Origin of the sequence: Actinomadura opuntiae (genome assembly GCF_030283205.1) — a bacterium.
GTDB lineage: Bacteria > Actinomycetota > Actinomycetes > Streptosporangiales > Streptosporangiaceae > Spirillospora.
This window is the reverse complement of record NZ_JASNWF010000007.1, coordinates 417,578-441,950: the sequence shown is the minus strand read 5'-3', so window position 1 is coordinate 441,950 and position 24,373 is coordinate 417,578. Positions and strand designations below refer to the sequence as shown.

The 24,373-nt window shown below is 72.4% G+C and carries 22 protein-coding genes and 1 pseudogene; 16 read left to right on the top strand and 7 right to left on the bottom strand.

Annotation, left to right across the window (positions count from 1 at the left end; all coding sequences use genetic code 11):
- Positions 1-200: 200 nt before the first annotated feature.
- Positions 201-809 (bottom strand): TetR/AcrR family transcriptional regulator, encoded by a 609-nt coding sequence (locus QP089_RS18125; RefSeq protein ID WP_285912807.1) that lies wholly within the window; start codon positions 807-809, stop codon positions 201-203.
- An 83-nt stretch (positions 810-892) separates the two neighbouring features.
- Between QP089_RS18125 and QP089_RS18120 the strand changes: the two genes are divergently transcribed.
- Entirely contained in the window at positions 893-1,612 is a 720-nt protein-coding gene (locus tag QP089_RS18120) for an SDR family oxidoreductase (protein ID WP_285912806.1), read from the top strand.
- 40 nt (positions 1,613-1,652) lie between these two features.
- The gene (locus QP089_RS18115) at positions 1,653-2,351 is read left to right on the top strand and encodes a TMEM175 family protein (RefSeq protein ID WP_285912804.1); all 699 of its coding nucleotides are present in this window, start codon (positions 1,653-1,655) and stop codon (positions 2,349-2,351) included.
- A 48-nt stretch (positions 2,352-2,399) separates the two neighbouring features.
- On the opposite strand, the gene QP089_RS18110 is transcribed toward QP089_RS18115, so the two are convergent.
- Complete coding sequence (locus QP089_RS18110) at positions 2,400-5,162, bottom strand: aconitate hydratase (RefSeq protein WP_285912802.1); 2,763 nt, start codon at positions 5,160-5,162, stop codon at positions 2,400-2,402.
- A 535-nt stretch (positions 5,163-5,697) separates the two neighbouring features.
- Between QP089_RS18110 and QP089_RS18105 the strand changes: the two genes are divergently transcribed.
- Together QP089_RS18105 and QP089_RS18100 are read left to right on the top strand one after the other, a co-directional pair.
- Positions 5,698-6,414: a hypothetical protein gene (locus tag QP089_RS18105; RefSeq protein ID WP_285912801.1), complete on the top strand. Its 717-nt coding sequence runs from the start codon at positions 5,698-5,700 to the stop codon at positions 6,412-6,414.
- A 110-nt stretch (positions 6,415-6,524) separates the two neighbouring features.
- Positions 6,525-6,878, top strand: coding sequence for a VOC family protein (locus QP089_RS18100; RefSeq protein ID WP_285912800.1), 354 nt, complete (start codon positions 6,525-6,527; stop codon positions 6,876-6,878).
- 120 nt (positions 6,879-6,998) lie between these two features.
- On the opposite strand, the gene QP089_RS18095 is transcribed toward QP089_RS18100, so the two are convergent.
- From QP089_RS18095 to QP089_RS48805, 3 genes and pseudogenes are all read right to left on the bottom strand, one after another.
- Entirely contained in the window at positions 6,999-8,321 is a 1,323-nt protein-coding gene (locus QP089_RS18095; RefSeq protein ID WP_285912799.1) for an HNH endonuclease signature motif containing protein, read from the bottom strand.
- 333 nt (positions 8,322-8,654) lie between these two features.
- Entirely contained in the window at positions 8,655-8,957 is a 303-nt protein-coding gene (locus tag QP089_RS18090; protein WP_285912797.1) for a hypothetical protein, read from the bottom strand.
- A 49-nt stretch (positions 8,958-9,006) separates the two neighbouring features.
- Positions 9,007-9,294, bottom strand: a pseudogene (locus tag QP089_RS48805) (tetratricopeptide repeat protein); the annotation flags it as partial.
- Between QP089_RS48805 and QP089_RS18085 the strand changes: the two are divergent.
- Genes QP089_RS18085 through QP089_RS18070 form a run of 4 tightly spaced genes read left to right on the top strand, consistent with a single transcriptional unit; the run spans position 9,293 to position 12,533 of the window.
- Positions 9,293-10,867: an MFS transporter gene (locus QP089_RS18085; protein ID WP_285912796.1), complete on the top strand. Its 1,575-nt coding sequence runs from the start codon at positions 9,293-9,295 to the stop codon at positions 10,865-10,867. The pseudogene QP089_RS48805 and the gene QP089_RS18085 overlap by 2 nt on opposite strands.
- Complete coding sequence (locus QP089_RS18080) at positions 10,864-11,472, top strand: acyl-CoA-like ligand-binding transcription factor (RefSeq protein WP_285912795.1); 609 nt, start codon at positions 10,864-10,866, stop codon at positions 11,470-11,472. Before QP089_RS18085 ends, QP089_RS18080 begins: the two co-directional genes overlap by 4 nt.
- A 48-nt stretch (positions 11,473-11,520) precedes the next feature.
- Positions 11,521-11,808: a hypothetical protein gene (locus QP089_RS18075; RefSeq protein ID WP_285912794.1), complete on the top strand. Its 288-nt coding sequence runs from the start codon at positions 11,521-11,523 to the stop codon at positions 11,806-11,808.
- A gap of 17 nt (positions 11,809-11,825) precedes the next feature.
- The gene (locus QP089_RS18070) at positions 11,826-12,533 is read left to right on the top strand and encodes a hypothetical protein (protein ID WP_285912793.1); all 708 of its coding nucleotides are present in this window, start codon (positions 11,826-11,828) and stop codon (positions 12,531-12,533) included.
- 10 nt (positions 12,534-12,543) lie between these two features.
- Here the strand turns inward: QP089_RS18070 and QP089_RS18065 are convergent, their stop codons facing one another.
- On the bottom strand, positions 12,544-13,527 hold the full coding sequence (locus QP089_RS18065; RefSeq protein ID WP_285912792.1) for a DUF2804 domain-containing protein: 984 nt from the start codon (positions 13,525-13,527) through the stop codon (positions 12,544-12,546).
- A 306-nt stretch (positions 13,528-13,833) separates the two neighbouring features.
- On the opposite strand from QP089_RS18065, the gene hpnC reads away from it, so the two are divergent.
- Genes hpnC through hpnH form a run of 6 tightly spaced genes read left to right on the top strand, consistent with a single transcriptional unit; the run spans position 13,834 to position 20,930 of the window.
- Complete coding sequence (gene hpnC / locus QP089_RS18060; protein WP_285912791.1) at positions 13,834-14,691, top strand: squalene synthase HpnC; 858 nt, start codon at positions 13,834-13,836, stop codon at positions 14,689-14,691.
- Between the two features lie 3 nt (positions 14,692-14,694).
- On the top strand, positions 14,695-15,612 hold the full coding sequence (gene hpnD / locus QP089_RS18055; RefSeq protein WP_285912790.1) for a presqualene diphosphate synthase HpnD: 918 nt from the start codon (positions 14,695-14,697) through the stop codon (positions 15,610-15,612).
- Positions 15,609-16,928, top strand: coding sequence for a hydroxysqualene dehydroxylase HpnE (gene hpnE / locus QP089_RS18050; protein ID WP_285912789.1), 1,320 nt, complete (start codon positions 15,609-15,611; stop codon positions 16,926-16,928). The genes hpnD and hpnE overlap by 4 nt, the downstream gene beginning before the upstream one ends.
- Positions 16,929-16,983: 55 nt before the next feature.
- Positions 16,984-18,006, top strand: coding sequence for a polyprenyl synthetase family protein (locus QP089_RS18045; RefSeq protein ID WP_285912787.1), 1,023 nt, complete (start codon positions 16,984-16,986; stop codon positions 18,004-18,006).
- Complete coding sequence (shc, locus tag QP089_RS18040) at positions 18,006-19,925, top strand: squalene--hopene cyclase (protein ID WP_285912786.1); 1,920 nt, start codon at positions 18,006-18,008, stop codon at positions 19,923-19,925. Before QP089_RS18045 ends, shc begins: the two co-directional genes overlap by 1 nt.
- Entirely contained in the window at positions 19,926-20,930 is a 1,005-nt protein-coding gene (hpnH, locus tag QP089_RS18035; protein WP_285912785.1) for an adenosyl-hopene transferase HpnH, read from the top strand. It abuts the gene before it with no gap.
- Between the two features lie 8 nt (positions 20,931-20,938).
- Here hpnH and QP089_RS18030 read toward each other — a convergent pair whose 3' ends face one another.
- Positions 20,939-22,906 carry a bifunctional phosphatase PAP2/O-acyltransferase family protein gene (locus QP089_RS18030; RefSeq protein ID WP_285912784.1) on the bottom strand — a complete coding sequence of 656 codons (1,968 nt, stop codon included), beginning with the start codon at positions 22,904-22,906 and terminating at the stop codon, positions 20,939-20,941.
- 207 nt (positions 22,907-23,113) lie between these two features.
- Between QP089_RS18030 and QP089_RS18025 the strand changes: the two genes are divergently transcribed.
- Together QP089_RS18025 and QP089_RS18020 are read left to right on the top strand one after the other, a co-directional pair.
- Complete coding sequence (locus tag QP089_RS18025) at positions 23,114-23,854, top strand: PadR family transcriptional regulator (RefSeq protein WP_285912782.1); 741 nt, start codon at positions 23,114-23,116, stop codon at positions 23,852-23,854.
- 4 nt (positions 23,855-23,858) lie between these two features.
- A complete protein-coding gene (locus QP089_RS18020; RefSeq protein ID WP_285912781.1) occupies positions 23,859-24,365 on the top strand; it encodes a DUF1707 SHOCT-like domain-containing protein in 507 nt (168 codons plus the stop codon).
- The last annotated feature ends 8 nt before the right edge of the window (positions 24,366-24,373 follow it).

The following is a 24,373-nucleotide window of genomic DNA, read 5'->3' as shown; positions in this document are numbered from 1 at the left end:
GCGCGGCGGCCGCGGGGACGAGCACCGCGGCGGCGCAGGCGGCCGCGGCGAGCGCGGCGGCCGGACGGGCGGGGGGACGGGGGGTCCTCATGCTGGCGGGGGCCTTCCGTGTCGGCTGCGTCACATTAACGTTCACGTGATCGTTCACACACCATCGATGCGCAGGCCCCGCCCTGTCAAGAGCGAATCGAGAACGCGGGTCAGCGGCCTCCGCCGCCGAGGCGGGCGGCGGCCTGGTCGGAGAGGGCTCGGGCCAACTCGGTGGCCTGTGCCTCGCCGAGCGGCTCGTGGCCGACGAGGACGCGGTACCAGAGCACGCCGTAGACCTGGTCGACCATCAGGGCGAGGTCGGCGCCGGCCGCGATCTCGCCGCGGTCGCGAGCCCGTTCCAGCAGCCCGGACAGGACGCGGCGCCGCGACTCGGCGAACGTGCGCATGTGCTCGCGGGCGTGCGGGTCGCGCTGCGCCTCGGCCATCGCGTTGCGCAGCACGGACGCGGTGAGCCGCCGGCCGGCGCCGCGGAACGTCGCGGTCAGGAACGCCTCCAGGTCGCCGCGGAGCGTGCCGGTGTCGGGCACGGGGATGTCCGCGCCCGCGCGCTCGGCCATCGCCTCCAGCAGCACCGCGCCCTTGGACGGCCACCAGCGGTAGATCGTCTGCTTGCCGACGCCGGCGGCGGCGGCGAGCGTGTCGATCGTGACCGGGGCGCCGTCGTCGCGGGCCAGCAGGTCGACCGCGACGTCGAGGATCGCGCGCCGCGCAGCCTCGTTGCGGCGCCGCCCGGTGTGCGGCCGTTGCCTGTCACTCATGGCACCACCCTACCCATTTGACGAGACCTGTGGTCTCGACAATACTTGTCGAGACAGAAAGTCTCGGCAAGAGGAGTTCGGCCATGACGCTCACCGGAAAGCGCACCCTCGTGTTCGGCGGCACCTCGGGCATCGGCGCGGCCACCGCCGCGCTGTTCGCCGCGCAGGGCGCCGACGTCGTGATCACCGGCCGGGACGAGGAGCGGCTCGCCAAGGCCGCGGCCGGCGGCCTCATCGCCCGCCGCGTCGACGCCTCCTCGCCGGAGGAGGTGACCGCGTTCTTCGCCGAGGACACCCGCTACGACCACCTGATCCTCGCGCTGAGCGGCGGTTCGGGCGCCGGCCCGTTCGCCACCCTCGACCTGGCCGACCTGCGGCACGGCTTCGAGGCGAAGTTCTGGCTGCACCTGCGGATCGTCCAGGCGGCGCTGCCCCGGCTGGCCGGGGACGGCTCGGTCACCTTCATCACTGCCTCCTCGGCCCGCGCCGCGCTGCCCGGAACCGCCGGGCTCGCCGCGATCAACGGCGCGCTGGAGGCGATGGTGCGGCCGCTGGCGACCGAACTGGCACCGCGGCGGGTCAACGCCGTCTCCCCCGGCGTCATCGAGACGCCCTGGTGGGACGGCATGCCGGCCGAGCAGCGCGAGGCGATATTCGCCGAGCACGCCGCCGCGCTGCCGGTCGGCCGCGTGGGGCGGCCCGAGGACGTCGCGCAGGCCGTCCTGCTCGCCGCCGCCAACGGCTTCGTCACCGGCCAGGTGATCGAGTGCAACGGGGGGCTCAGCCTGCCGACCGGCAGGTGACGGTCTACGCTGTCGCTTCCGATCACCTCCGGAGGACGACGTGGCCGACGACGAGCCCGACGAGGCGGGCGGACCGGGCGAGGCGGGCGGACCCGACGCGCCGGACGGGGCGGCGGGCGAGCCCGTCACCCCGGACCGGCTGCGCGCCTTCAGCGACGGCGTCTTCGCGATCGCCGCGACCCTACTGATCCTGGAGGTCAAGGCGCCGGCCGCCGACGAGCGCGTCTGGCACGCGCTGCGGCACGAGTGGCCGGCGCTGGCCGCCTACGCGGTGACGTTCCTGGTCATCGGCATCGCGTGGATCCACCACCACAACCTGTTCCACCAGGTCCGGACGGTGGACCGCGGGATGCTGCTGCTCAACCTCGGCATGCTGGCGACGATCAGCTTCCTGCCGCTGCCGACCGCCACCCTCGGCGGGCATCTGCGCGGCGGCGACGCGTCCGCCGCCGCGGTGTTCTACTCGGTGTCGATGGCGGCGGCGTCCGCCTGGTTCACCCTGTTCTGGCACCATCTGCACCGGCGGCCGTGGCTGATGCGCCCCGCCGCGCGCGGCTCGGCGCGCACCGCCCGCCGCAACTCGCTGCTCGGCCCCGTCGGCTACGTCGTCGCGGCGCTCGTCGCGCTCGTCAGCCCGTACGGGTCGCTGGCCCTCAGCGCGGCCATCGTCGGGTACTTCGTCGTCGGGCGCCGCGCCCCCGCGACCCGCACCCGCATCCCCGCCGCCCCAGGCGAATGACGACGGGCCGCCTCCCCGCAGGGAGACGGCCCGATTTCGCGTCGTGCCTTACTTGATGAGGTTCCGCAGGACGAACTGGAGGATGCCGCCGTTGCGGTAGTAGTCCGCCTCGCCGGGGGTGTCGATGCGGACGTCGACCTTGAACTCCTTGCCGTCCGCCTTCACCGTCACCTCGTCCGGGATGCCGCCCTCGTTGAGCGCCGTGACGCCGGTGATGTCGAACGTCTCGGTGCCGGTCAGCCCGAGGGACTCGGCCGAGTCGCCGTCCTTGAACTGCAGCGGCAGGACGCCGAGGCCGATCAGGTTCGAGCGGTGGATGCGCTCGTAGGACTGCGCGATGACGGCGCGGACGCCCAGCAGCGCGGTGCCCTTGGCGGCCCAGTCGCGGGACGACCCGGAGCCGTACTCCTTGCCCGCCAGCACCACCAGCGGGGTGCCCTGCGCGGCGTAGTTCTGCGCGGCGTCGTAGATGAACGCCTGCGGCGCGCCGTCCTGGGTGAAGTCGCGGGTGTAGCCGCCCTCGACGTCGTCCAGCAGCTGGTTGCGCAGCCGGATGTTGGCGAACGTGCCGCGGATCATCACCTCGTGGTTGCCGCGGCGCGAGCCGTAGGAGTTGAAGTCCTTCACCGCGACGCCGTTGTCCTGGAGGTACTGCGCGGCGGGCGTGCCGACCTTGATGGACCCGGCGGGCGAGATGTGGTCGGTGGTGACCGAGTCGCCGAGCTTGGCCAGCACGCGCGCGCCGTGGATGTCAGAGACCGGCTCCGGCTCGGCGCCCATGCCGTCGAAGTACGGCGCCTTGCGGACGTAGGTCGACGCCTCGTCCCACTCGAACAGGTCGCCGGTCGGGATGTCGAGGCCGCGCCAGCGCTCGTCGCCCTTGAAGACGTCGGCGTAGTCCTTGGTGAACATCTCCTTGCCGATGGACGACTCGACGATCTCGGCGACCTCCTCGGAGGAGGGCCAGAGGTCGCGCAGGTACACCGGGCCGTCGGTGCCCTCGGCGATCGGGTCGTTGAGGATGTCGATGTCCATCGTCCCGGCCAGCGCGTAGGCGATGACCAGCGGCGGGGACGCCAGGTAGTTCATCTTCACGTCGGGGCTGATGCGGCCCTCGAAGTTGCGGTTGCCCGACAGCACCGCGGTGACCGCCAGGTCGTTGTCGTTGACGGCCTTGGAGATCTCCGGCTGCAGCGGGCCGGTGTTGCCGATGCAGGTGGTGCAGCCGTACCCGACCAGGTTGAACCCGATCTTGTCGAGGTACGGGGTGAGGCCGGCGCGCTCGTAGTAGTCGGTGACGACCTGGGACCCGGGCGCCAGCGAGGTCTTCACCCACGGCTTGCGGGTCAGGCCCCTCTCCACCGCGTTCTTGGCCAGCAGCGCCGCGCCGATCATCACGTACGGGTTGGAGGTGTTGGTGCAGGAGGTGATGGCCGCCACGGCGACGTGACCGTGGTCGAGCTCGAAGCTCGTGCCGTCCTCCAGCGTGACCGGCACCCGGTTGTGCGGGCGGCCCGAGCCGTTCTCCTCCAGGTGGCGCGGCTTGTCGCCGTTGCCGCCGTGGCCGATCGCCGGGGAGTCGGAGGCGGGGAAGGACTCGTCGGACGCCTCGTCCGCCGGGCCCTGCACGCTCTTGACGTAGTTCTGCACGTCGCGCCGCCAGGTCTGCTTGGCGGCCGACAGCGAGATGCGGTCCTGCGGGCGCTTCGGGCCGGCCAGCGACGGGACGACCGTGCCGAGGTCCAGCTCGAGGTACTCGGAGAAGTCCGGCTCGACCGACGGGTCGAGCCACATGCCCTGCTCCTTGGCGTACGCCTCGACGAGCGCGATCTGCTCGTCGCTGCGCCCCGTCAGCCGCAGGTACTTCAGCGTCTCGTCGTCGATCGGGAAGATCGCGCAGGTGGAGCCGAACTCGGGGCTCATGTTGCCGATCGTGGCGCGGTTGGCCAGCGGCAGCGCGTGCACGCCCTCGCCGTAGAACTCCACGAACTTGCCGACCACGCCGTGCTCGCGGAGCATCTCGGTGATCGTCAGCACCAGGTCCGTCGCGGTCGTGCCGGCGGGCAGCTCACCGGTCAGCTTGAAGCCGACCACGCGCGGGATCAGCATGGAGATCGGCTGGCCGAGCATCGCGGCCTCCGCCTCGATGCCGCCGACGCCCCAGCCGAGCACGCCGATGCCGTTCTCCATCGTCGTGTGCGAGTCGGTGCCGACGCAGGTGTCGGGGTAGGCGACCCCGTTGCGGTCGAACACCACCCGCGCCAGGTGCTCGATGTTCACCTGGTGCACGATGCCCGTCCCCGGCGGGACGACCTTGAACTCGTCGAACGCCGTCTGCCCCCACCGCAGGAACTGGTACCGCTCCTTGTTGCGCTCGTACTCGACCTGCACGTTGCGCTCGAACGCCTGCGGCGAGCCGAAGTACTCGACGATGACGGAGTGGTCGATGACCATCTCGGCCGGCGCCAGCGGGTTGATCTTCGTCGGGTCGCCGCCCAGGTCCCGCACGGCCTCGCGCATCGTCGCCAGGTCCACCACGCACGGCACGCCGGTGAAGTCCTGCATGATCACCCGGGCCGGGGTGAACTGGATCTCCTTGCTGGGCTGGGCCTTGGCGTCCCACCCGGCCAGCGCGCGGATGTGCTCGGCGGTGACGTTCGCACCGTCCTCGGTGCGCAGCAGGTTCTCCAGCAGCACCTTCAGGCTGTACGGGAGACGGGCCGAGCCCTCGACGGCGTCCAGCCGGTAGATGTCGTACGACTTGCCGCCCACCTGAAGCTTACTCAGGCTGCCGAAGCTGTTCGCGGACACGGACTCCTCCTCCGTCACACGCCGCGCGTCCGGTCCGGGACATGACCGCGCGGCGCACGCTCATCGTGATCTTCAATGTGCGCCCGCCCACGCGGCCGGCGCGAGTCGGGCGTCGCGGCGCGCGACGAGGCGGGTGTGCTCGTCTACCTTGATCCTGCCCTAGTCAAGCCCCTGACCGGGAACCGGGTCCGCCTAACTTCCGCAGGATTTTTCTTGATGTCAAGATACATCCAATTTATCTCGACATCAAGTTACCTAGCCTCGATCGCCTGCCCGAACCGCCTGCCACCAGCGGCCTTGGCCCTATCCGCCCCGTCCGCCGGGGAGCCACGAGCGCCTCACCACGGCGGAGGCCACCTCCACAGGGTGAGCGCGATCAAGGCCCGCTCCGACGATCTCCTCGCCGACATTCGATGCGTCGCCTTGGTTCTGGGTGTACTCGTCGTTGGGATGCCCGAGAGAAACAGCACGACAACGATCTACGCCCCGATGGTTCTATCTAGCGACACATTGGAGGCGCGGTTGTGTAGTACGAATGCATTTCCTCAAGAGTCATGCATTCTTAGTGTTCTTCCTGGCGGTCCAGGTGGCCTTCATCCTCTGGCTGGCCAGCGGGGCCACCACGTATCAGTCCTGTTCCGACCAGGACGTCAACTGCCAGGCGGGCCAGGTCGGAACAACTATCGGTTTGGGCCTGATGATCGGACTATGGGTCGCCGTGGACCTCATCCTCGGCATCACTTACGGCATCTACAGGCTGGCCACTCGGGGGCGGCGTAACGTCGACGGCGATGCGCGGAGCCACTCCGCCGAGCACCGCGCTCGAACCGCTCCGGCGCAGACCCCTTCGAATTTTCAGGGTGACGTCAACGGCCCATGGCATATCACCACCACCGAGGTCACGTACATCTCCGCGCAGGAGGCCACGAACTTTGTCGCAGGCGTCCAGACCTTCAACCCGAGCGAGCCGGTCGCGAAGATCCAGTACTGGTACAGGTCTGACGCCAGGATTCCGATCGAGGTGAACGCCGACGCCGTGATCGATCAGCAGGGACGTGAGTTCGATGCCACGGCCGGATACGAGACAACGCCGAACAATGTCACCACCCTCAATCCCGGTACGAGCAATAACTCGATCCTGTTCCTGTCGGTTCCGCAGGGGGATCACGTCAAACTGCTGCGCACTACTGGATTTGCCGAGAACGACCCCACCGACGACCTGGGCAGGGTCACTGCGTCGCTGAAGGGCTAGCCGCATGCTAGGGGTGGCTGCATGCGGGGACAGGACTGCCACTCTCGGTCACAACCTGGCGGTGGTGTGCTGGCAGTTCCGCCCGATCGTCGTCCTGGCAAGATGGGGCCATGGAACGTGTGCTTGGCATCGGTGGATACTTCCTGCGGGCGGCCGACCCTGCGGCCTTGAGTGCGTGGTATCGCGATTTCCTGGGCCTGGAGGCTGACGAAAACGGCCTGTGGCGTCAGGAAGCCGGGGTGACGGTGTTCGCGACGTTCGACTCCGAAACCGACTACTTCGGGTCGCGCGCCCAGCAGACCATGCTCAACTTCCGCGTCCGCGATCTGGATGCGATGCTCGCGCAATTGCGCGCCAAGGGGGCGGAGGTAGCCCAGGAGACTCAGGACATGGAGGGCGTTGGTCGATTCGGCTGGGTCACCGATCCGGAGGGCAACCGGCTAGAGCTGTGGCAGCCTGCCTGACCATCACACAGGCACCGCGCGGTCTCCAACCGGCTTGCCACGGTGGCAACTCCGCCGCTGATCTGTACTGATTGCCCCTGATAAGTCGTTCTGCCTCGACATCAAGCTACTCGCGTCGGGTCAGGTTCGGTCGGGGCGGACGATGTACCAGGCGCCGGCGGGGGTCGTCCAGATGAGGAGACCGGGCCAGAGTTGCAGGAGCGTCCAGCCCGGGCTCTGCTTGAGCCGGTGGTGCCTCCGGCAGAGCGGCGCGAGGTTGCAGCGGCAAGTCGTCCCCGGCCGCCACGGGATCGTGTGGTCGAGGTCGCACCTGCGCGAGGGGCGGTTGCAGCTCGGGAACACGCAGGTGGCGTGCCGGGTCTCGATCTCACGCCGCAGAGCCGCCGAGGGTCGGTAACCGGGCCGCCCGTGGGCCTCGTCGTCGCCCTGGCATACCGCGTCGCGCCGTTGCGCGAGCTTGCCGTGCATCTCTTGCGCCGCCTGCCTGATGGCGACGGGCAGCTCGTCCGGGGGCACATGGTCACTCACATCGGCAAGGCGCCGTTCGACCATGGCTGCCAACGCGGGAATCGCGACGTCGTCGGCAGGCTGCGGCGAGGATTCGGTGTCGGCCGCCTGAGCAAGTAGCGCACTGACCGCGGCGGGAAACTCGGGACCGCCGAGAAGCTGCTTGGCCAGATCAACGCGAAGGACGCCAAGGGGCCGAGGGTCACCATCCGCCTTCAGACCACGTGCCGCTGCACTGATCTTGTTGTAGATGGCGTGGATCTCTTCCGGTGGAAGGTCGCACAGGGCCAGGCTCGCCGTTCCGGACGGGTTCTCCCACACTTCCAGCCGCCGTCCGCGCACCGCGTCACGCTTGCGCTCCTCAATCGCATCGGGCGCGAGCCGACGAGCCATCCGCGTAATGCGACGACGCAACTGCCCTGAAGTCTGACCGGACGCCTTATCGAGGGCCACGGCTTCGAGGTGTTCGACGACGTCCCCCGAAAGGCTCTCGGTGACATCGCAGATGACCCGGGCCTTGGCGAGATCGATGCGCCCGGCCTCAAGTGCTTGCCGAGTCGCGGGCAATTCGTCTGCCAGCCGCTCGGCCAGATGCACGAGCGTGGCGGCGGCGTTACCGGTGACGGTCAGCGCAGCCGCCACCTCATCGGTTACCGACTCATGCGCTGACAGGACCCGCGCATCGTCCTCGGAATCCCCATCGGCGCGCCGCCCCGCCAGCTCGGCGATCGCGGCCAGCTCACGGGCCTGCGCCCACGATGTCTGACGACGAGCAGCGGCAGCTACCTCCAGCAGCTCCCCGTCGGTCAGATCCGCCAACCGCTCTTTACCGCCCGAGAGGCAAACGGCCAATTGAGGCCCCGGCGGAAACCAGCTCCGCCCCTCCCACTCCCGCGCATCGCCAACCACTTCGGCGATCTCAGCAGGCAACGCCACCACAACTCACCCCCGATCAAACGGCTTCTTCAAATTATAATGCCCCACTCGATACCAGGCGACCGACAATCCAGGCAAGCCGCGCAATTATCACAACTTTTTTCAAGATCCCAACCAAAAGAAGGAGCCAATCCCTGCCCTAGGCGACCGCTTTTAAGCGCAGCGCGCAGCGCGAAGCGCTGCGCTGCACTAAGCATCACCACGCAGGACCAGCACCGAAGACCAAAACCCAAACCCCACTACCGCAACCACGACACAGCAACCACCGACCAAGAGAAACAAGCGCACAGACCCGCAGGGGCCACCTCAGCCACCCACCCGCCGCAACCACACTTATCCGATAAAAAGAGACCAGCCACCAACGCAACAACAGGAGCCAGCAACAGAAAAACAACACCCACCCCCACTACCCCCCCCACGAACGGTAGCGATCAACGCGTCGCCGGCCTCCGGTTTGCGGGCTAGCCGTGCCGCCTCGCGGATCTCCTCGTCCGTCATGGTCTTCGCCAACTGCACGGCGTGGTGGACGCCGTTGCCGTCGCCCATGGTCAGCATCGCGATGAACCACCGGACGGCCTGGACGCGGTCGGCCGGTCCGCCCAGGCCGTCCCGGTACCAGTTCGCGGCGGCGAGCATGGCCGGTACGTGGCCGCCCTTTGTACATGGCGTATCGGTCGCCCGCCGTCGCGGCCGCGCTGAAGAGCCGTTCGGCCTTCGCGAGGTCGCGCGGTACGCCCTGCCCGGACGCGTAGAGATGGCCGAGGCCGCACTGTCCGGCGGGGTCGTTCTGGTCGGCGGCGAGGGTCCAGTATCTCGCCGCCGTCTGCGGGTCCTGCCGGTATTCGAGGGCGATGCCGCCGAGGAGGTTCTGCGCGTGCCGGCCGTTCCAGCGGACTCGCCTCTTGACGACCGAAATCTGACAGTGCACTATCAGTTGATAGTTCACTGTCACTTTGAAGGAGACGGGCACCATGACGAACCAGGCACCGGACCGGGACCGCTCGCCCCGCCGCTGGTGGGCGCTGGCGGCGCTCACGCTGAGCGTGCTGATCGTGGGACTGGACGGGACGATCATCAACGTCGCGCTGCCGACGCTGTCGGACGAGCTGGGCGCCACCAGCGCGCAACTGCAGTGGATCGGCGGCGGCTACCTGCTGGCGCTGTCGGTCGGGATGCTCCCGGCGGGCCTGCTGGGCGACCGGTACGGCCACCGCCGGCTCCTCCTCGCCGGTATCGCGCTGTTCGGCCTGGCGTCGGCGGCCGGATCGCTGGCGGGCAGCGCCGGGGAGGTGATCGCGGCGCGCGCCGTCCTCGGCCTCGGCGCCGCGATGATCACGCCGCTGTCGATGGCGATCCTGCCGCGCGTGTTCGGCAGGGACGAGCTGCCGCGCGCCATCGGCGTGTGGACGGCGGCGACGGCGGTCGGCATGCCGATCGGCCCGCTCGTCGGCGGATGGCTGCTCGACCACTTCTGGTGGGGTTCGGTGTTCCTGTTCAACGTCCCCGTGACGGTGCTCGCCGTGGTCGCGTGCCTGCGGCTGCTCCCTGCCGACGGCCCGCGCGTCCGGAACACCAAGCCGTTCGACTACCTCGGCACCCTGCTCGGCACGCTCGGCATCACCGCGCTCGTCTACGGGACCGTCGAGGTGCCCGGGCACGGCTGGGTGAGCCCGTCGGTGCTGGCGCCGCTCGCCGCCGGCGCGGTCCTGCTCGCGCTGTTCGTGCGGCGGCAGCGGCGGACGGCCGCGCCGCTGGTCGATCTCGGCCTGTTCACGGACGGGACGTTCCGCTGGGGATCGGTGATCACCGTCTTCGTCAACTTCGCGGTGATGGGGCTGCTGTTCGTCGTCCCGCAGTACCTGCAGGCCGTGCTGGGCAACGACGCGTTCGGCAGCGGGCTGCGGCTGCTGCCGCTGATCGGCGGACTGATGGTGGCGGCGACGCTGGCCGAGCCGCTCGTCCCGCGGCTCGGCGCCCGCGTCGTGATCCCGGCGGGACTGCTGCTGCTGGCCGGCGGCGCGCTCCTCGGCGCGACCACCGGCCCCGATGACGGCTACGGCCTGGCCGCGGGATGGCTGTCGATGGCGGGTCTCGGGTTCGGGCTCGCGGTCGTCCCGGCGACGAGCATGGTGATCGGGTCGCTTCCCGAGGACGGCCCCGGCACCGGGACGAGCCTGCTGGAGACGATCCAGCAGCTCGGCGGGGTGCTGGGCGTCGCGGCGCTCGGCAGCGTGCTGAACGCCGGGTATCTGGCGCGGCTGCCGGTCAACGGCCTCCCGGACGCGGCGGCGGACGCGGCGCGCGGCTCGGTGACCGGCGCGGACGCGGTGGCGGAGCGGCTCCACGACCCCGCCCTGCTCGTCTCGGCGCACGGCGCGTTCGTCCACGGGATGAGCCTGACGCTGCTGGTCTGCGCCGCGGCGGCCGTGCTCGCCGCCGGTCTGGCGCTCGCGTTCCTGCCCCGCCGCTCGACCACGACGGAGCCGGCAAGCGCGCCCACCACGCGACCGGACACCACGGCACGCGCGGGAGAATTGCCGGCATGAGCACCAGGGAGACCCCGGCCAAGGCGCACGGGCTGCGCGAGCGGAAGAAGGCGAAGACCCGGCTGGCGATCCGCCGCGCCGCGTTCCGGCTGTTCGCCGAGCAAGGCTATGAGGCGACGACCGTCGACCAGATCGCCGAGGCGGCCGAGGTCTCCCCCAGCACGTTCTTCCGCTACTTTCCGGCGAAGGAGGACGTGATCCTCTCGGACGAGTACGACTCGGCGCTCGTCGAGGCGCTCGCCGCGCGTCCGGCGGACGAGCCGGTCGTGCAGTCGATCCGGCATTCGATGACCGAGTCGTTCGGCCGGGTGCTGGAGGCCGACCGCGAGGAGCTGTTCACCCGGGTCCGGCTGTCCTTCACCGATCCCGGCATCCGGGCCCGCGCGATGGACGAGCAGCTGCGCAACCAGGACGCGGTGGCCGCGGCGATCGCCGAGCGGACCGGCCGGGACGCCGCGGACCTGGAGGTGCGGTGCGCGGCGGCGGCGCTGATCGCGGTGTCGATGACGGTGATGCGGCACTGGGTGGAGGCAGGTGGCAGCGAGGACCTGGTCGCCCTGTACGACCACCATCTGGGCATCCTCTTCGAGGGCCTGCGCATCTGACCTGCCTTCGGCACCTGCCAGCGGCACCCGCAGATCAAGGAGGCCGCGATGACGCTGCTCACCCCATGGGCCGCAACCCTCGATCCCGACGCGGTGCTGCCGGAGTACCCGCGCCCCCAACTCGCCCGCGACAGCTACCTGAACCTGAACGGCCGCTGGAACTACGCTTTCACCAACGGCGAGGAACCGACCGAGTACGACGGCGAAATCATCGTGCCGTTCTCACCGGAATCCCCACTGTCGGGCGTAGAACGGCAACTCCAACCGGACGAAACACTCTGGTACCGGCGCGAGGTAGTCCTACCAGACGGCTTCCAAGCCGACGACAACGACTGATCCTGCACTTCGGGGCGGTGGACCGAACCTGCCGGGTATCGCTCAACGGCACGACGGCAGGCACCCACGAAGGCGGCTACCTCCCCTTCTCCTTCGACGTCACCGACCTGCTGCGGGACGGCCCGAACACGCTCGTCGCGGAGATCCGCGACCCGTCCGACACCGGCGACCGGGGATGGGGCAAGCAGAAACTGGACCGCGGCGGCATCCTCGACCAGGGCTACTGGCCGGACGGCCTGTACACGGCGCCGTCCGACGAGGCGCTGGTGCACGACATCGCCACGATGAAGCGGTTCGGGCGCGGTGACGCGGCCGGACGCGAACGCTTCCGCAACGAGATGCGCGCGACGCTCCAGGCCGGTGACCTGCGCAGCCTGCACGTCTATCTGCGGCGCTTCCGCGTCCCGCGCGGCGCCGACCCGCGGGTGCTCGTGCTGTCGGAGTACGGCGGCTACAACCTGCGGGTGGACGGGCACGCGTTCAACGACAAGGACTTCGGTTACCGGCGCTACGGCTCCGCAGAAGGGCTCAGCGAGGCGTTCGTCCGGCTGCACGAGGAGCAGATCGTCCCGGCCATCGCGCGCGGGCTGAGCGCGACGGTCTACACGCAGCTGTCCGACGTCGAGGACGAGCTGAACGGGCTGCTCACCTACGACCGCGCGGTCGTCAAGCTGCCCGAAGAGCTGGTCCGCTCAGCAACGAAGCGGCTACGGCTCGACGGCTGACGAGAGGCGGTCACCAGCGCTGCCGGGCCTCCTCGGCCCAGCCGGTGAGCCCGTCGAACTCGATCCAGGCGCCGTCGTCGGTGCGGACGCGCCCGCCGAAGTGACCGAAGCACTGGTGCGTCTCGGAGCCGACGACGCCGAGCTCGGTGCGCGAGGCCCGCTCGTGGAACGGCCGGAACTCCACCTCGACGCGCTCGCCGGTGATCGCCCACGGGCGGGTCCAGCCGGACCGGTCGTAGGTCCACTCCAGCTCTTCGCCGATCTTGTGCAGCCGGCCCTCGACGAGGACGCCGTTCTCCGTCATGCCGGTGCCGGCCGTCCACTTGCCGCCGAGCTGGAGCGCCAGGCCGGGGCCGGCCGCGGCGGCCCAGTTCCACGTCATCCGGTACGGCCACTTGCCGCGCCCGTGGTCGAGGACGGCGAACGCCCAGTCCCCGCCGACGGCGTGCTCGCCGGACGGGAGGACCAGCCGCCCGTGCACGGGGCGCCCCACGTCCTTCACCGTGTACTGGAACCGGGTGTCGCTCCACGGGATCACCACGCCGAGCGACTCGTGGCCGTCCGGCAGCGGGACCTCCAGCTCGATCCGGACGTCGCGGGCGGCGGCGCGCAGCGAGGTGCCGTCCGGGCGCTGCCGGATGCCGATCGCCACTCCCCCGCCCCGCACGGCGGCCTCGCCCTCGCCGCTGCGGTCGGGGAACGCGGCGCCGCGCGCGAACGGGACGACCGCGTCCCGGGTGAGCTCCTCGCCGGTCTCGCGGTCGAGCACGTAGAGGCCGTGCACGCCCGCGTAGTCCAGGGACGAGGCGACGAGCCCGACGATGTGCCGCGGCGTGACGACGCCCCAGTACTCCCAGCGCTTGGCGCGGCCCCAGCCGCGCAGGTTCGCGCGGTGCAGGGGCCGCCGCGTCCAGCCGACCGCCGCCGGATCGAGGCGCCCGCCGGGCAGGCACAGGTCGACGGGCTCGGTGATCTCGCGCTCGGGGGTCGGCATGGCCCCGAGCCTAACGACCCGGCCGCCCCGCCTACCTCCCGGTGGCAGGGCCCCGTTTCCGTCGAGTACCACGACGCCCGAAATGTTCATTTCACTGCTCGCCCGGCGGCACGGACACGAACCACCACCAGCAATTCCCAGCATGTCCGTATTTCGCAGCCGAAAGGGCTCTACGCGAGGGATGGCCTGGTCAATGCCCTAGACGCCGGGGACTCTGGAAGGGTTCAGCCCGGGACACGCGGCGCTTCAATAAGTCCATACCTTGGCCAGAGTTTCTTTAGTGCCGGACCGGCGAATCTCACAAAGGTGATCACCGATTCACCCTGGAGCGCGTTCGACCACGATCGCATGCTGGACGCGCTGGCGGCGCGGGAGAACTTTCCCGTCGCCGCCCGGCTGCTGCCCGCGCGGCACCGCGACGACCTGCGGGCCGTCTACGGCTTCGCGCGCCTCGTCGACGACATCGGGGACGAGGCGCCGCGCGGGCAGCGCGCGGACCTGCTCGACCTGGTCGACGACGACCTGGACCGGGTCTTCAAGGGCGGGACGCCGAAGCTGCCGCAGCTGCGCCGGCTGGCCGGCACGGTGCACGCGCACCGGATCCCGGCCGAGCCGTTCCGGCGGCTGGTCGAGGCCAACCGGCAGGACCAGGTCGTCCACCGCTACGAGACGTTCGACCAGCTGGTGGAGTACTGCACGCTGTCGGCCGACCCGGTGGGCCGGATCGTGCTGCACGTGTTCGGCGCCCGGGACACCGGGCTGGAGCGGGCGTCGGACAAGGTCTGCACGGCGCTGCAGATCATCGAGCACTGCCAGGACGTCGCGGAGGACCACCGCGACGGGCGCGTGTACCTGCCGGCCGAGGACCTGCGCCGGTTCGGCTGCCAGGACGGCGACCTCGCCCGGGCGGTGACGCCGACGCGGCTGCGCGGGGTGCTGGCGCTGGAGGCCGGGCGGGCCCGCGACCTGCTGGACGAGGGCGCGGCGCCGCTGCTGAGGGGGCTGTCCGGCTGGGCGCGGGTCGCCGTGGGCGGCTACGTCGCCGGCGGGCGGGCCGCGCTGGCGGCGCTGGCCGGCGCCCGTTACGACGTGCTCGCGCATCCGCCGCGTCCCCGCCGGGCCGCCGTGCTGGCCGGGTGGGCGCGCGCACTGGGAAGGGGCTGAGCGATGACGGTTTCAGAGACGTGTGAGCGCACCGACCAGGTCGCCGAGGCGTACCGGCACTGCGAGCGGGTGGTGCGCGAGGAGGCCCGCAACTTCTCCTACGGGATACGGCTCATGCCGCCGCCGAAGCGCCGCGCGATGAGCGCGATCTACGCGTTCGCGCGCGGCATCGACGACATCGGGGACGGGCCGGAGCCGGCATCGGTGCGGCTGGACCTGCTGGACCGGTCGCGGCGGCGGCTGCTGACCGTCCAGGAGGTGCTGCGGCACCGCAGCGACGTGCGGGCGCTGGAGGGCCATCCGGTGCTGACGGCGCTGGCGGACGCGGCGGGCCGCTTCCCGATCCCGCTCGCCGCCTTCGACGAGCTGATCGACGGCTGCGAGAGCGACGTGCGGGGCGCGCGCTACGAGACGTTCGACGACCTGCTGCGCTACTGCCAGCAGGTCGCGGGCTCGGTGGGGCGGCTGTCGCTCGGGGTGTTCGGGTCGGACGGCCGGCAGCGCGCCGAGGGGCTCGCGGACTCGCTGGGCGTCGCGCTGCAGCTCACCAACATCCTGCGCGACCTGCGGGAGGACCGGGCGGCCGGGCGGGTGTACCTGCCGGCCGAGGACCTGGAGCAGTTCGGCTGCACGCTGGAGCTGGACGAGTCGGGGATGTTCATCGACCCGCCGTGGCGGCTGCACAAGCTGGTCGGGTTCCAGGCCGAGCGGGCCCGCGCCTGGTACGCCGAGGGGATGCGGCTGCTGCCGCTGCTGGACCGGCGCAGCGCCGCGTGCACGGCGGCGATGGCGGGGATCTACCGGCGGCTGCTGGAGAGCATCGCGGCGAACCCGTCGGCCGCGCTGAACTCGCGGGTGTCGCTGCCGACGTGGCAGAAGGCCGTGGTGGCGGCCCGCGCGCTGACGGGGGTGGAGCGGTGAGCGTCGTCGTCGTGGGCGGCGGGCTGGCCGGCATCAGCACCGCGATCGCCCTGCAGGAGACGGGCGTCCCGGTCACGCTGCTGGAGGCGCGCCCGTGGCTGGGCGGCGCGACCCACTCGTTCCGCCGCGCCGAGCTGAGCGTCGACAACGGCCAGCACGTGTTCCTGCGCTGCTGCACCGCCTATCAGGGGCTGCTGCGGCGGCTGCGCGCCGAGCACCTGGTGCGGACGCAGGACCGCTTCGACGTCCCGGTGCTGCGGCCGGGCGCGCGGCCCGCGCGGCTGCGCAGGTCGCCGCTGCCGAGCCCGCTGCACATGCTGCCGTCGCTGGCGCGGTACTCGCACCTGCCGGTCGCCGACCGGCTGCGCGCGATGCGCGCGTCGGCGGCGCTGCAGCGGCTCGACCCCGACGACCCGGCGCTGGACCTGCGGTCGGCCGGCCGGTGGCTGGCCGAGCACGGGCAGCGGCCGTGGGCGCGGGAGGCGCTGTGGGGGCTGTTCATCACCGCGGCGCTGAACGCGGAGGTGGACGAGGCGGCGCTCGGCCTGTCGGCGATGGTGTGCCGGCGGGCGCTGTTCGGGCGCCCGGACGCCGCCGACATCGGCGTCCCGACCGTCCCGCTCGCCGAGCTGCACGGCGGCCCGGCGCTGCGCCGGATCGCCGAGATGGGCGGCACCGTCCGGCTGAAGGCGAAGGTCGAGTCGGTCACCACCGACCCGAAGGTGGTGGTGGACGGGGTGCCGATCGCGGCGGACGCGGTGGTGCTGGCCGTCCCGCACGAGGCGGCGGCGCGGCTGCTGCCCGCCGAGGCGCTGCCGCGGCCGCTGCGCTGGCACGAGCTGGACGCCAGCCCGATCGTGAACGTGCACGTCGTCTACGACCGGCGGGTGCTGGACGAGCCGTTCGCCGCGGCGGTCGGCTCCCCCGTCCAGTGGCTCTTCGACCGGAGCGGGACGGCCGGGCTGCGCGACGGCCAGTACCTGGCGATCTCGCTGTCGGCCGCGGACCGCTGGATCGACCGGCCCACCGCCGAGCTGCGCGAGCGGTTCGTGCCGGAGCTGGCGCGGCTGCTGCCGGGGGCGCGCGGGGCGCGGGTCCGGGAGCTGTTCGTGACGCGGGAGCGGCGGGCGACGTTCCGGCAGCGGCCGGGCAGCCGGTCGCCGCGTCCGGGGGCGGCGACCCGGGCCCGGGGACTGTTCCTGGCCGGCGCGTGGACCGACACGGGCTGGCCCGACACGATGGAGGGCGCGGTGCGCAGCGGCCTGACCGCCGCCCGCCTGGTCCGCCGCCACCTGGAGGGGGTGAGGGACCGGTGACCGCCGCGTCCGCCACGGCTCACCCGACCCACCGCCATTCGGAGAGGTGTGATCGATGACGGCCGTACCGGTCTCGATGACCGACGTTCGCGGGCTGGTCGACGGGGCGCTGCGCGCCGCGGTGGGCCGGCTCGATCCGCGTACCTACCGGGTCGCGGCCTACCATCTCGGCTGGGCCGACGAGGAGGGCCGCCCGCTGACGGCGCCCGCCGGGAAGGCGCTGCGGCCCGCCCTCGCGCTGCTGTCGGCGCGGGCGGCGGGGGCGCCGCCGGAGAGCGCGCTGCCCGGCGCGGTCGCGGTGGAGCTGACGCACGCGTTCTCGCTGCTGCACGACGACATCATGGACGGCGACCGGACGCGCCGGCACCGTCCGGCGGCGTGGACGGTGTTCGGGGAGCCCGCCGCGATCCTGGCGGGCGACGCGCTGCTGGCCCTGGCGCTGGAGGTGCTGCTGGAGGCGCCCGGGCAGGGGTCGGCGCGGGCGGCGCGGTCGCTGGCGGTCGCGACCCGCCGGCTCATCGCGGGCCAGTCGCTCGACCTGGAGTTCGAGACGCGCCGGCACGTCGGCCTCGACGAGTGCGCGGCGATGGCGTCCGACAAGACCGCCGCGCTGCTGGCCTGCTCCTGCGCGATCGGGGCGGTGCTGGACGGGGCGCCGGAGCGGCTGTGCGCCGCGCTGGAGGCGTTCGGCGCCGACCTCGGCCTGGCGTTCCAGCTGGTGGACGATCTGCTCGGCATCTGGGGCGACCCGGGGACGACCGGCAAGCCGGCGCTGTCGGACCTGCGGTCCCGGAAGATGTCGCTGCCGGTGGTGGCGGCGCTGGAGTCCGGCACGCCGGAGGGCGCGCGGCTCGCCGAGCTGTACGCCAGGCCGCCGGACCCGGAGGGCCCCGACGAGGACGAGCTGGCCGAGGCCGCCGCGCTCGTCGAGGCGGCGGGCGGCCGGGCGTGGGCCGAGGCGGAGGCCGACGAGCGCATCGCGAGCGCGACCGCGCAGCTGGCGTCCGCGGGGCTGCCCGAGCCGGTCCGCGCCGAGTTCCTGCACATCGCCGCCTTCGTCACACGCCGGGACCACTGATGACCGCGACCGACCCCGCCGGGACCACCGCGTCCGCCGGAACGACCGGAACCCCTGGAACAACCGGGACGCGCACGGCCGCCGAGGCGATGGCGGCCGCCCGCGACCGCCTGCTCGCCCTCCAGGCGCCGGAGGGCTGGTGGAAGGGCGAGCTCCAGACCAACGTGACCATGGACGCCGAGGACCTGCTGCTGCGTGAGTTCCTCGGCATCCGCACCGACGCCGACACCCGCGAGGCGGCCCGCTGGATCCGCTCGCAGCAGGCGCCCGACGGCACCTGGGCGAACTTCCACGACGGGCCGCCGGACCTGTCCACGACCGTCGAGGCGTACGTGGCGCTGCGGCTGGCCGGCGACGAGCCGGACGCCGCGCACATGCGCCGCGCCGCCGCGTTCGTCCGGGGCGAGGGCGGCATCCCCGCCACCCGCGTCTTCACCCGGTTCTGGCTGGCGATGTTCGGGCAGTGGCCGTGGGACGAGCTGCCGGTGGTGCCGCCGGAGATGGTGTTCCTGCCGCGCTGGTTCCCGCTGAACGTCTACGACTTCGCGTGCTGGGCGCGGCAGACGATCGTGCCGCTGACGGTGGTCGCGGCGAAGCGGCCCGTCCGGCCGCTGCCGTTCGAGCTGGAGGAGCTGCGGTCGGGACGGCCCGTGCGCCGCGCGCGGCGGGTCCTGCCCGGCTGGGAGGAGGCGTTCGGCGCGCTCGACCGGGTGCTGCACGCCTACGAGCGGCGGCCGCTGCGCGGGCTGCGGAAGGCGGCGCTGCGCCGCGCCGGCGAGTGGATCATCGCGCGGCAGGAGCCGGACGGCTCGTGGGGCGGCATCCAGCCGCCGTGGGTGTACTCGCTGCTCGCGCTGCACCTGCTCGGCCACGGCCTGGACCACCCGGTGGTGCGCCGCGGCCTGGAGGGGCTGGAGCGCTTCACCATCCGGGACGCCGGGGGGCGCCGGCTGGAGGCCTGCCAGTCCCCCGTCTGGGACACCGTGCTGGCGATGAACGCGCTGGTCGACGCGGGCCTGCCGGCCGGGCACCAGGCCCTGGAGGCGGCGGCCGAGTGGGTGATCGGCGAGGAGGTGCAGGGGCCGGGCGACTGGTCGGTGCGCCGCCCCGACCTGCCGCCCGGCGGCTGGTCGTTCGAGTTCGACAACGACTACTACCCCGACACCGACGACACCGCCGAGGCCGTCCTCGCGCTGAGTCGCGTCGACCACCCGAAGGCCGAGCCCGCGATCGAGCGCGGCGTGCGGTGGATGGCCGGGATGGTGTCCCGGGACGGCGGGTTCGGCGCGTTCGACGCCGACAACACCCGCGCGCTGTGCCGCCGGCTGCCGTTCTGCGACTTCGGCGAGGTCATCGACCCGCCGTCCGCCGACGTCACCGCGCACGTCGTGGAGGCGCTCAGCCACCGCGGCATGGCCGACTCGACGCTGGTGAAGCGGGCCGTCGTGTGGCTGCTGAAGGCGCAGGAGGACGACGGCTCGTGGTTCGGCCGGTGGGGCGCCAACCACGTCTACGGGACGGGCAGCGTGGTGCCCGCGCTGGTCGCGGCGGGCGTCCGGACGGACCGGCCGGCGATCCGGCGGGCCGTCCGCTGGCTGGAGCGCCACCAGCGCGAGGACGGCGGCTGGGGCGAGGACCTGCGCTCCTACCGCGACCCGGAATGGATCGGGCGCGGCGTCTCGACCGCGTCGCAGACCGCGTGGGCGCTGCTGGCGCTGCTGGCCGCCGGGGAACGCGGCCCGGCCGTGGAGCGGGGCGTGCGGTGGCTCGTCGAGCACCAGCGCCCGGACGGGACGTGGGACGAGGACCACTTCACCGGCACCGGGTTCCCCGGCGACTTCTACATCAACTACCACCTGTACCGCCTGGTGTTCCCGCTGTCGGCGCTGGGCCGCTACGTGAAGGAGACGGGGTCCTGAATGGCCATGCCACTGCGCCAGAGCCTGCGCGTCGGCGGGTACGTCCTGCGGAACAAGCTGGCGGGGCGGAAGAAGTTCCCGCTGATCGTCGAGCTGGAGCCGCTGTTCGCCTGCAACCTCGCGTGCGCGGGCTGCGGGAAGATCCAGCATCCGGCGAGCGTCCTCAAGCAGCGCATGCCGGTCGAGCAGGCCGTCGCCGCGATCCGCGAGTGCGGGGCGCCGATGGTGTCGATCGCGGGCGGCGAGCCGCTGATGCACCCGCAGATCGGCGAGCTGGTCCGCGAGCTGACCCGGATGAAGCGGTACGTGTTCCTGTGCACCAACGCCGCGCTGATCCCGAAGAAGATCGACGACTTCGAGCCGTCGCGGTACTTCGCGTGGGCGGTGCACATCGACGGGCTCCGCGAGCGGCATGACGCGTCGGTGTGCAAGGAGGGCGTGTTCGACGAGGCGGTCGCGGCGATCCGGATGTGCCAGGAGCGCGGCTTCCGCGTCACCACGAACACCACCGTGTTCAACACCGACACCCCGCAGACCGTCATCGACGTGCTCGACTACCTCAACGACGAGCTGCGCGTCGACCAGATGATGATCTCGCCCGCGTACGCCTACGAGAAGGCGCCCGACCAGGAGCACTTCCTGGGCGTGCAGGAGACGCGGTCGCTGTTCCAGAAGGCGTTCGCGGGCGGCAACCGCAAGCGCTGGCGGTTCAACCACTCGCCGCTGTTCCTGGACTTCCTGGAGGGGAAGGTCGACTTCCCGTGCACGGCGTGGGCGATCCCGTCGTACTCGCTGAAGGGCTGGCAGCGTCCCTGCTACCTGATGGAGGACGGCTACGCCGAGTCCTACCGGGAGCTGCTGGAGGAGACCGACTGGGACTCCTACGGCCGCGGACGCGACGACCGCTGCGCCAACTGCATGGCGCACTGCGGCTACGAGCCCACCGCCGTGTTCGCGACGATGGGCTCGCTGAAGGAGTCGCTCCGCGCGGTGCGGAGCGTCTGATCACCTGATCACTCGTCCCGCAGTTCGCGGACGACGTCGCGGACGGCGGCGGCCAGCGCGCCGGCGTCGTCCACCAGCCCGGTGTCGGCGCAGATGCCGAAGCACAGCTCGCGGTCGACGCCCAGCGCGGCGACCGCGAGCGGCGCTCCGGGCGCGAGCGGCACGACCGGGTAGACGCCGGTCACCGGGACGCCCGTCAGCAGCAGCCGCTCGCGGCTGGCCGGCAGGCTCGACACGATCCCCTGCAGGAACCGGCCGCCGTAGACGGCCCGCGCGAACCGCGCGTGCAGCGGCGCGGGCATGAGCCGTCCCACCTGCCGCATCACGAACCACGCCGCGAGCGCGCGGGTGCCGGACCGCAGGACGCGGCTGCGCCGGGCGATCTCGGCGAGCCGCTCGGCCTCCGGCATCGCGCCGATCGGCAGGTCGACCATGACGGCGGTGGTGTGGTTGCCCTCCATGCCCTGGCCGGGCGACCGCATCATCAGCGGCACCGCGACGCGGCACTCCCGCGGCGGCTCGCCGCCCGCCGGCCGGACGGTCCGCGCGAGGCCGCCGGCGACCGCGCACATCACCACGTCGGAGACCCGGGTGCCGTGCCGCCGGGCGATCGTGCGGGGGTCGTCGAGCGGGATCCGCAGGGTGCCGAAGCGGCGCTCGGCCGTCCCGGCGGCGGGCAGCCGCGCGGGCGGCGCCGCGCCGACCCCGCTGTCCGCGGCGAGCTGCGCGAGCCCGACGACGCCGGCGAGCGCCTCCCGGACGCGGCGGCGCGGCGGCGGCGCCGCCTCCTTCGGGCCGTCGGGCACGGCGGACGCGCCGGGCGCGGGCGCGGCGGGCTCCATCAGCGAGATGGCCTGCGCGACCACGCCGACGCCGTCCGCGACGACGTGGTGCATCAGGAACACCAGCGTGGTGCGGCCGGGCGCGGCGCCGGTGACCAGGATCATCCGCCACAGCGGCCGGTCGCGGGGCAGCGGCTCGGCCTGGATTTCGGCGATCATCGCGCGCAGGCCGTCCATGCCGTCGACGTCGCGCTCGGTGACGTGCCAGGACCAGTCGACGGCGGGGTGGTCGAGCCAGACCGGCCGCCGCCAGCGGCCCCGGTCGGCGAGCCGCTGCCGGAACCGGGGCAGCCGGTCGAGCCGGTCGCCGATCAGCCGGACCAGGTCGAGGCGGCCGAGCGCGCGGCGCGAGGTGTCGAGCATGATGACGCCGCCGGCGTGCTGCGGCGCGGTGCCGGTCTCCACCGCCAGGAAGAACGCGTCCTGCGCCGGGACGCGCTCGGCCGCCTGGGGCCGGGCGGCCAGCCGTCCGGCGGCGAGCACCGACAGCGCCACCAGCGGCACCGCCGCGACCGCGTCCAGGACGTGGTGGTCGGCCGCGGCGACGATGACGTACGCGGTCACCGCGATGTGCGCGCCGTTCAGGGCCCGCACCCACCGCCGCGCCTTCGCCCGGGCCAGTTCGGCGCCGACCCACAGCGTCCAGGCCATGGGCAGGGACGGGACGGCCGCGAGCCGGTCCGCGCGCTCGGCCGGCGGCGAGCCCCACGGCGCCACCGGGAACAGCGCGAAGCACGCGATCGCGACCACGTTGATCATGACGAACGCGTTGCGCGCCGTCCGGTACCGCTCGGGATGCCGCAGGAACAGCCAGACGAGCAGCGCGAACGCGGCCGCGGCGTAGGTGGTCGCGTACTCGTAGTCCGCGAGAAGCCGCAAGCCGGGCCGTCCGGCGAGCCAGCCGTTGAGCGCCGGCTCCACGTCGAGGTGCAGGGCCCGCTCCAGGCCGTGCACCAGCGCGCCGTGCCGGCGGGCCGCGTGCTCCCTGGCCTGCTCCGGCAGCATCGCCACCAGGGAGTACAGCCCGAACAGCGCCAGCCCGAGCAGCACCTCGCCGCTCGCCCGGGCCCGCGTCCCGGTGCCGTCCCGGGCGAGGACGGCGTCCTGCGCGGTCACCGCGTCCTGAGTCCCCATGGTCCCCCCGCACGGCTGTTTACCCAGCATTTCCGCCGGTCAGACGGCCATGACCGGAATAAAGGATCTTGTCTGGGATGTCGGCGAGAACCGGCCGCGTGGGGCCGCGGCGGATCCGGGAACCCTCTGGCCTTCCGACGCGTCTTCGATATATCGTTGTCGTATCGCGAGGGATCAAAGAGAGATCTCAGAAGGAAGGTCCAGAACATGGGAGCGGCACACGCGCACGGGGGACCCGACTGGCGCTGGGCGTTCGCGGCGGCGGCGCTCGGGGCGAAGGCCGCGCACGCGGCGTCCCGGCACCACGCGCACGCGCACGGGCCCGGGCCCCGCGGCGAGTTCCCCGGCTTCGGCCCGATGTTCGGCGGCGGGCCGGGCGCCCCCTGGGGGCCGCCCGGCGGGTTCGGTCCCGGCCGGGCGCCGTGGGCGCGCGGGCGCGGCCCGTGGGGCCGGGGCCCCAAGGCGCGCAAGGGCAACGTCCGCGCGGCGATCCTCGTCCTGCTGGCCGAGGAGCCCCGCAACGGCTACCAGATCATCCAGGAGATCAACGAGCGCAGCGACGGCGCCTGGAAGCCCAGCCCCGGCGCGGTCTACCCGGCGCTGCAGCAGCTCGCCGACGAGGGCCTCATCGCGGGCGAGGAGGGCGGCGGCCGCCGCACCTTCCGCCTCACCGACGAGGGCCGCGCCCACGTCGAGGAGAACGCCGAGCGGCTCGCCGAGCCGTGGGCGGAGATGACGCCGGAGTTCGGCGAGGGCGTCCCCGAGCTGTTCAAGCAGGCCGCGCAGACGGGGGCCGCGGTGATGCAGATCGTCCATTCCGGCAGCCCCGAGCAGGTCGCCCAGGCCCGGGACGTCCTGTCGGACGCGCGGCGGAACCTGTACCGGATCCTGGCCGACGACGCCCCCGACACCGACGCGGGCCCGACGGCCGACGACGACGAGGAGTAGGACTGTGACTCGCCCGGACGACATCCGCATCGGCGACGCCGAGCGGGACGCCGTGATGGTCGCCCTGCACGACCACTTCGCGGCGGGGCGGCTCGACCGCGGTGAACTCGACGAGCGCCTGGACGCCGCGCTGTCCGCCAAGACGCGCGGCGACCTGCGCGCCCTCGTGCGCGACCTGCCCGCGCCGACCGGCCTGCCCGAACCCGAACGGCCCGCGGCGGCCCTCGGCGAGGTCCCCTGGGACCTCGGCCCCGGGCTCATGTTCGGCGGCCCGGGGCGTCCGATGCGCCGGCATCACCGCCACCACGGGCACATGGCGCACCGGCACGGGCCGCGCTTCCCGGCGTTCCCGCTGATGATCGCCGTGTTCTTCGCGGTCGCGTTCACGGTGGGCGTGGGGACGGCGGCCCTGGCCGTGCTGCACGTCGCGCTGGTGATCTGGCTGGTCCGCGCGGTGATGCTGCTGACCGGCGCCCGGCGCTCCCGCCGCCACCTCACACCCGGCGCCTGACGCCGGGG

Coding starts and splice junctions, on each gene's coding strand:
- QP089_RS18085 (WP_285912796.1), top strand. CDS start 9,293: ATGACGAACCAGGCACCGGACCGGGACCGCTCGCCCCGCCGCTGGTGG.
- QP089_RS18090 (WP_285912797.1), bottom strand. CDS start 8,957: ATGCTCGCCGCCGCGAACTGGTACCGGGACGGCCTGGGCGGACCGGCC.
- QP089_RS18075 (WP_285912794.1), top strand. CDS start 11,521: ATGACGCTGCTCACCCCATGGGCCGCAACCCTCGATCCCGACGCGGTG.
- shc (WP_285912786.1), top strand. CDS start 18,006: ATGACCGCGACCGACCCCGCCGGGACCACCGCGTCCGCCGGAACGACC.
- QP089_RS18030 (WP_285912784.1), bottom strand. CDS start 22,906: ATGGGGACTCAGGACGCGGTGACCGCGCAGGACGCCGTCCTCGCCCGG.
- QP089_RS18025 (WP_285912782.1), top strand. CDS start 23,114: ATGGGAGCGGCACACGCGCACGGGGGACCCGACTGGCGCTGGGCGTTC.
- QP089_RS18100 (WP_285912800.1), top strand. CDS start 6,525: ATGGAACGTGTGCTTGGCATCGGTGGATACTTCCTGCGGGCGGCCGAC.
- QP089_RS18080 (WP_285912795.1), top strand. CDS start 10,864: ATGAGCACCAGGGAGACCCCGGCCAAGGCGCACGGGCTGCGCGAGCGG.
- QP089_RS18105 (WP_285912801.1), top strand. CDS start 5,698: ATGCATTTCCTCAAGAGTCATGCATTCTTAGTGTTCTTCCTGGCGGTC.
- QP089_RS18120 (WP_285912806.1), top strand. CDS start 893: ATGACGCTCACCGGAAAGCGCACCCTCGTGTTCGGCGGCACCTCGGGC.
- QP089_RS18125 (WP_285912807.1), bottom strand. CDS start 809: ATGAGTGACAGGCAACGGCCGCACACCGGGCGGCGCCGCAACGAGGCT.
- QP089_RS18065 (WP_285912792.1), bottom strand. CDS start 13,527: ATGCCGACCCCCGAGCGCGAGATCACCGAGCCCGTCGACCTGTGCCTG.
- hpnD (WP_285912790.1), top strand. CDS start 14,695: ATGACGGTTTCAGAGACGTGTGAGCGCACCGACCAGGTCGCCGAGGCG.
- QP089_RS18045 (WP_285912787.1), top strand. CDS start 16,984: ATGACGGCCGTACCGGTCTCGATGACCGACGTTCGCGGGCTGGTCGAC.
- hpnH (WP_285912785.1), top strand. CDS start 19,926: ATGGCCATGCCACTGCGCCAGAGCCTGCGCGTCGGCGGGTACGTCCTG.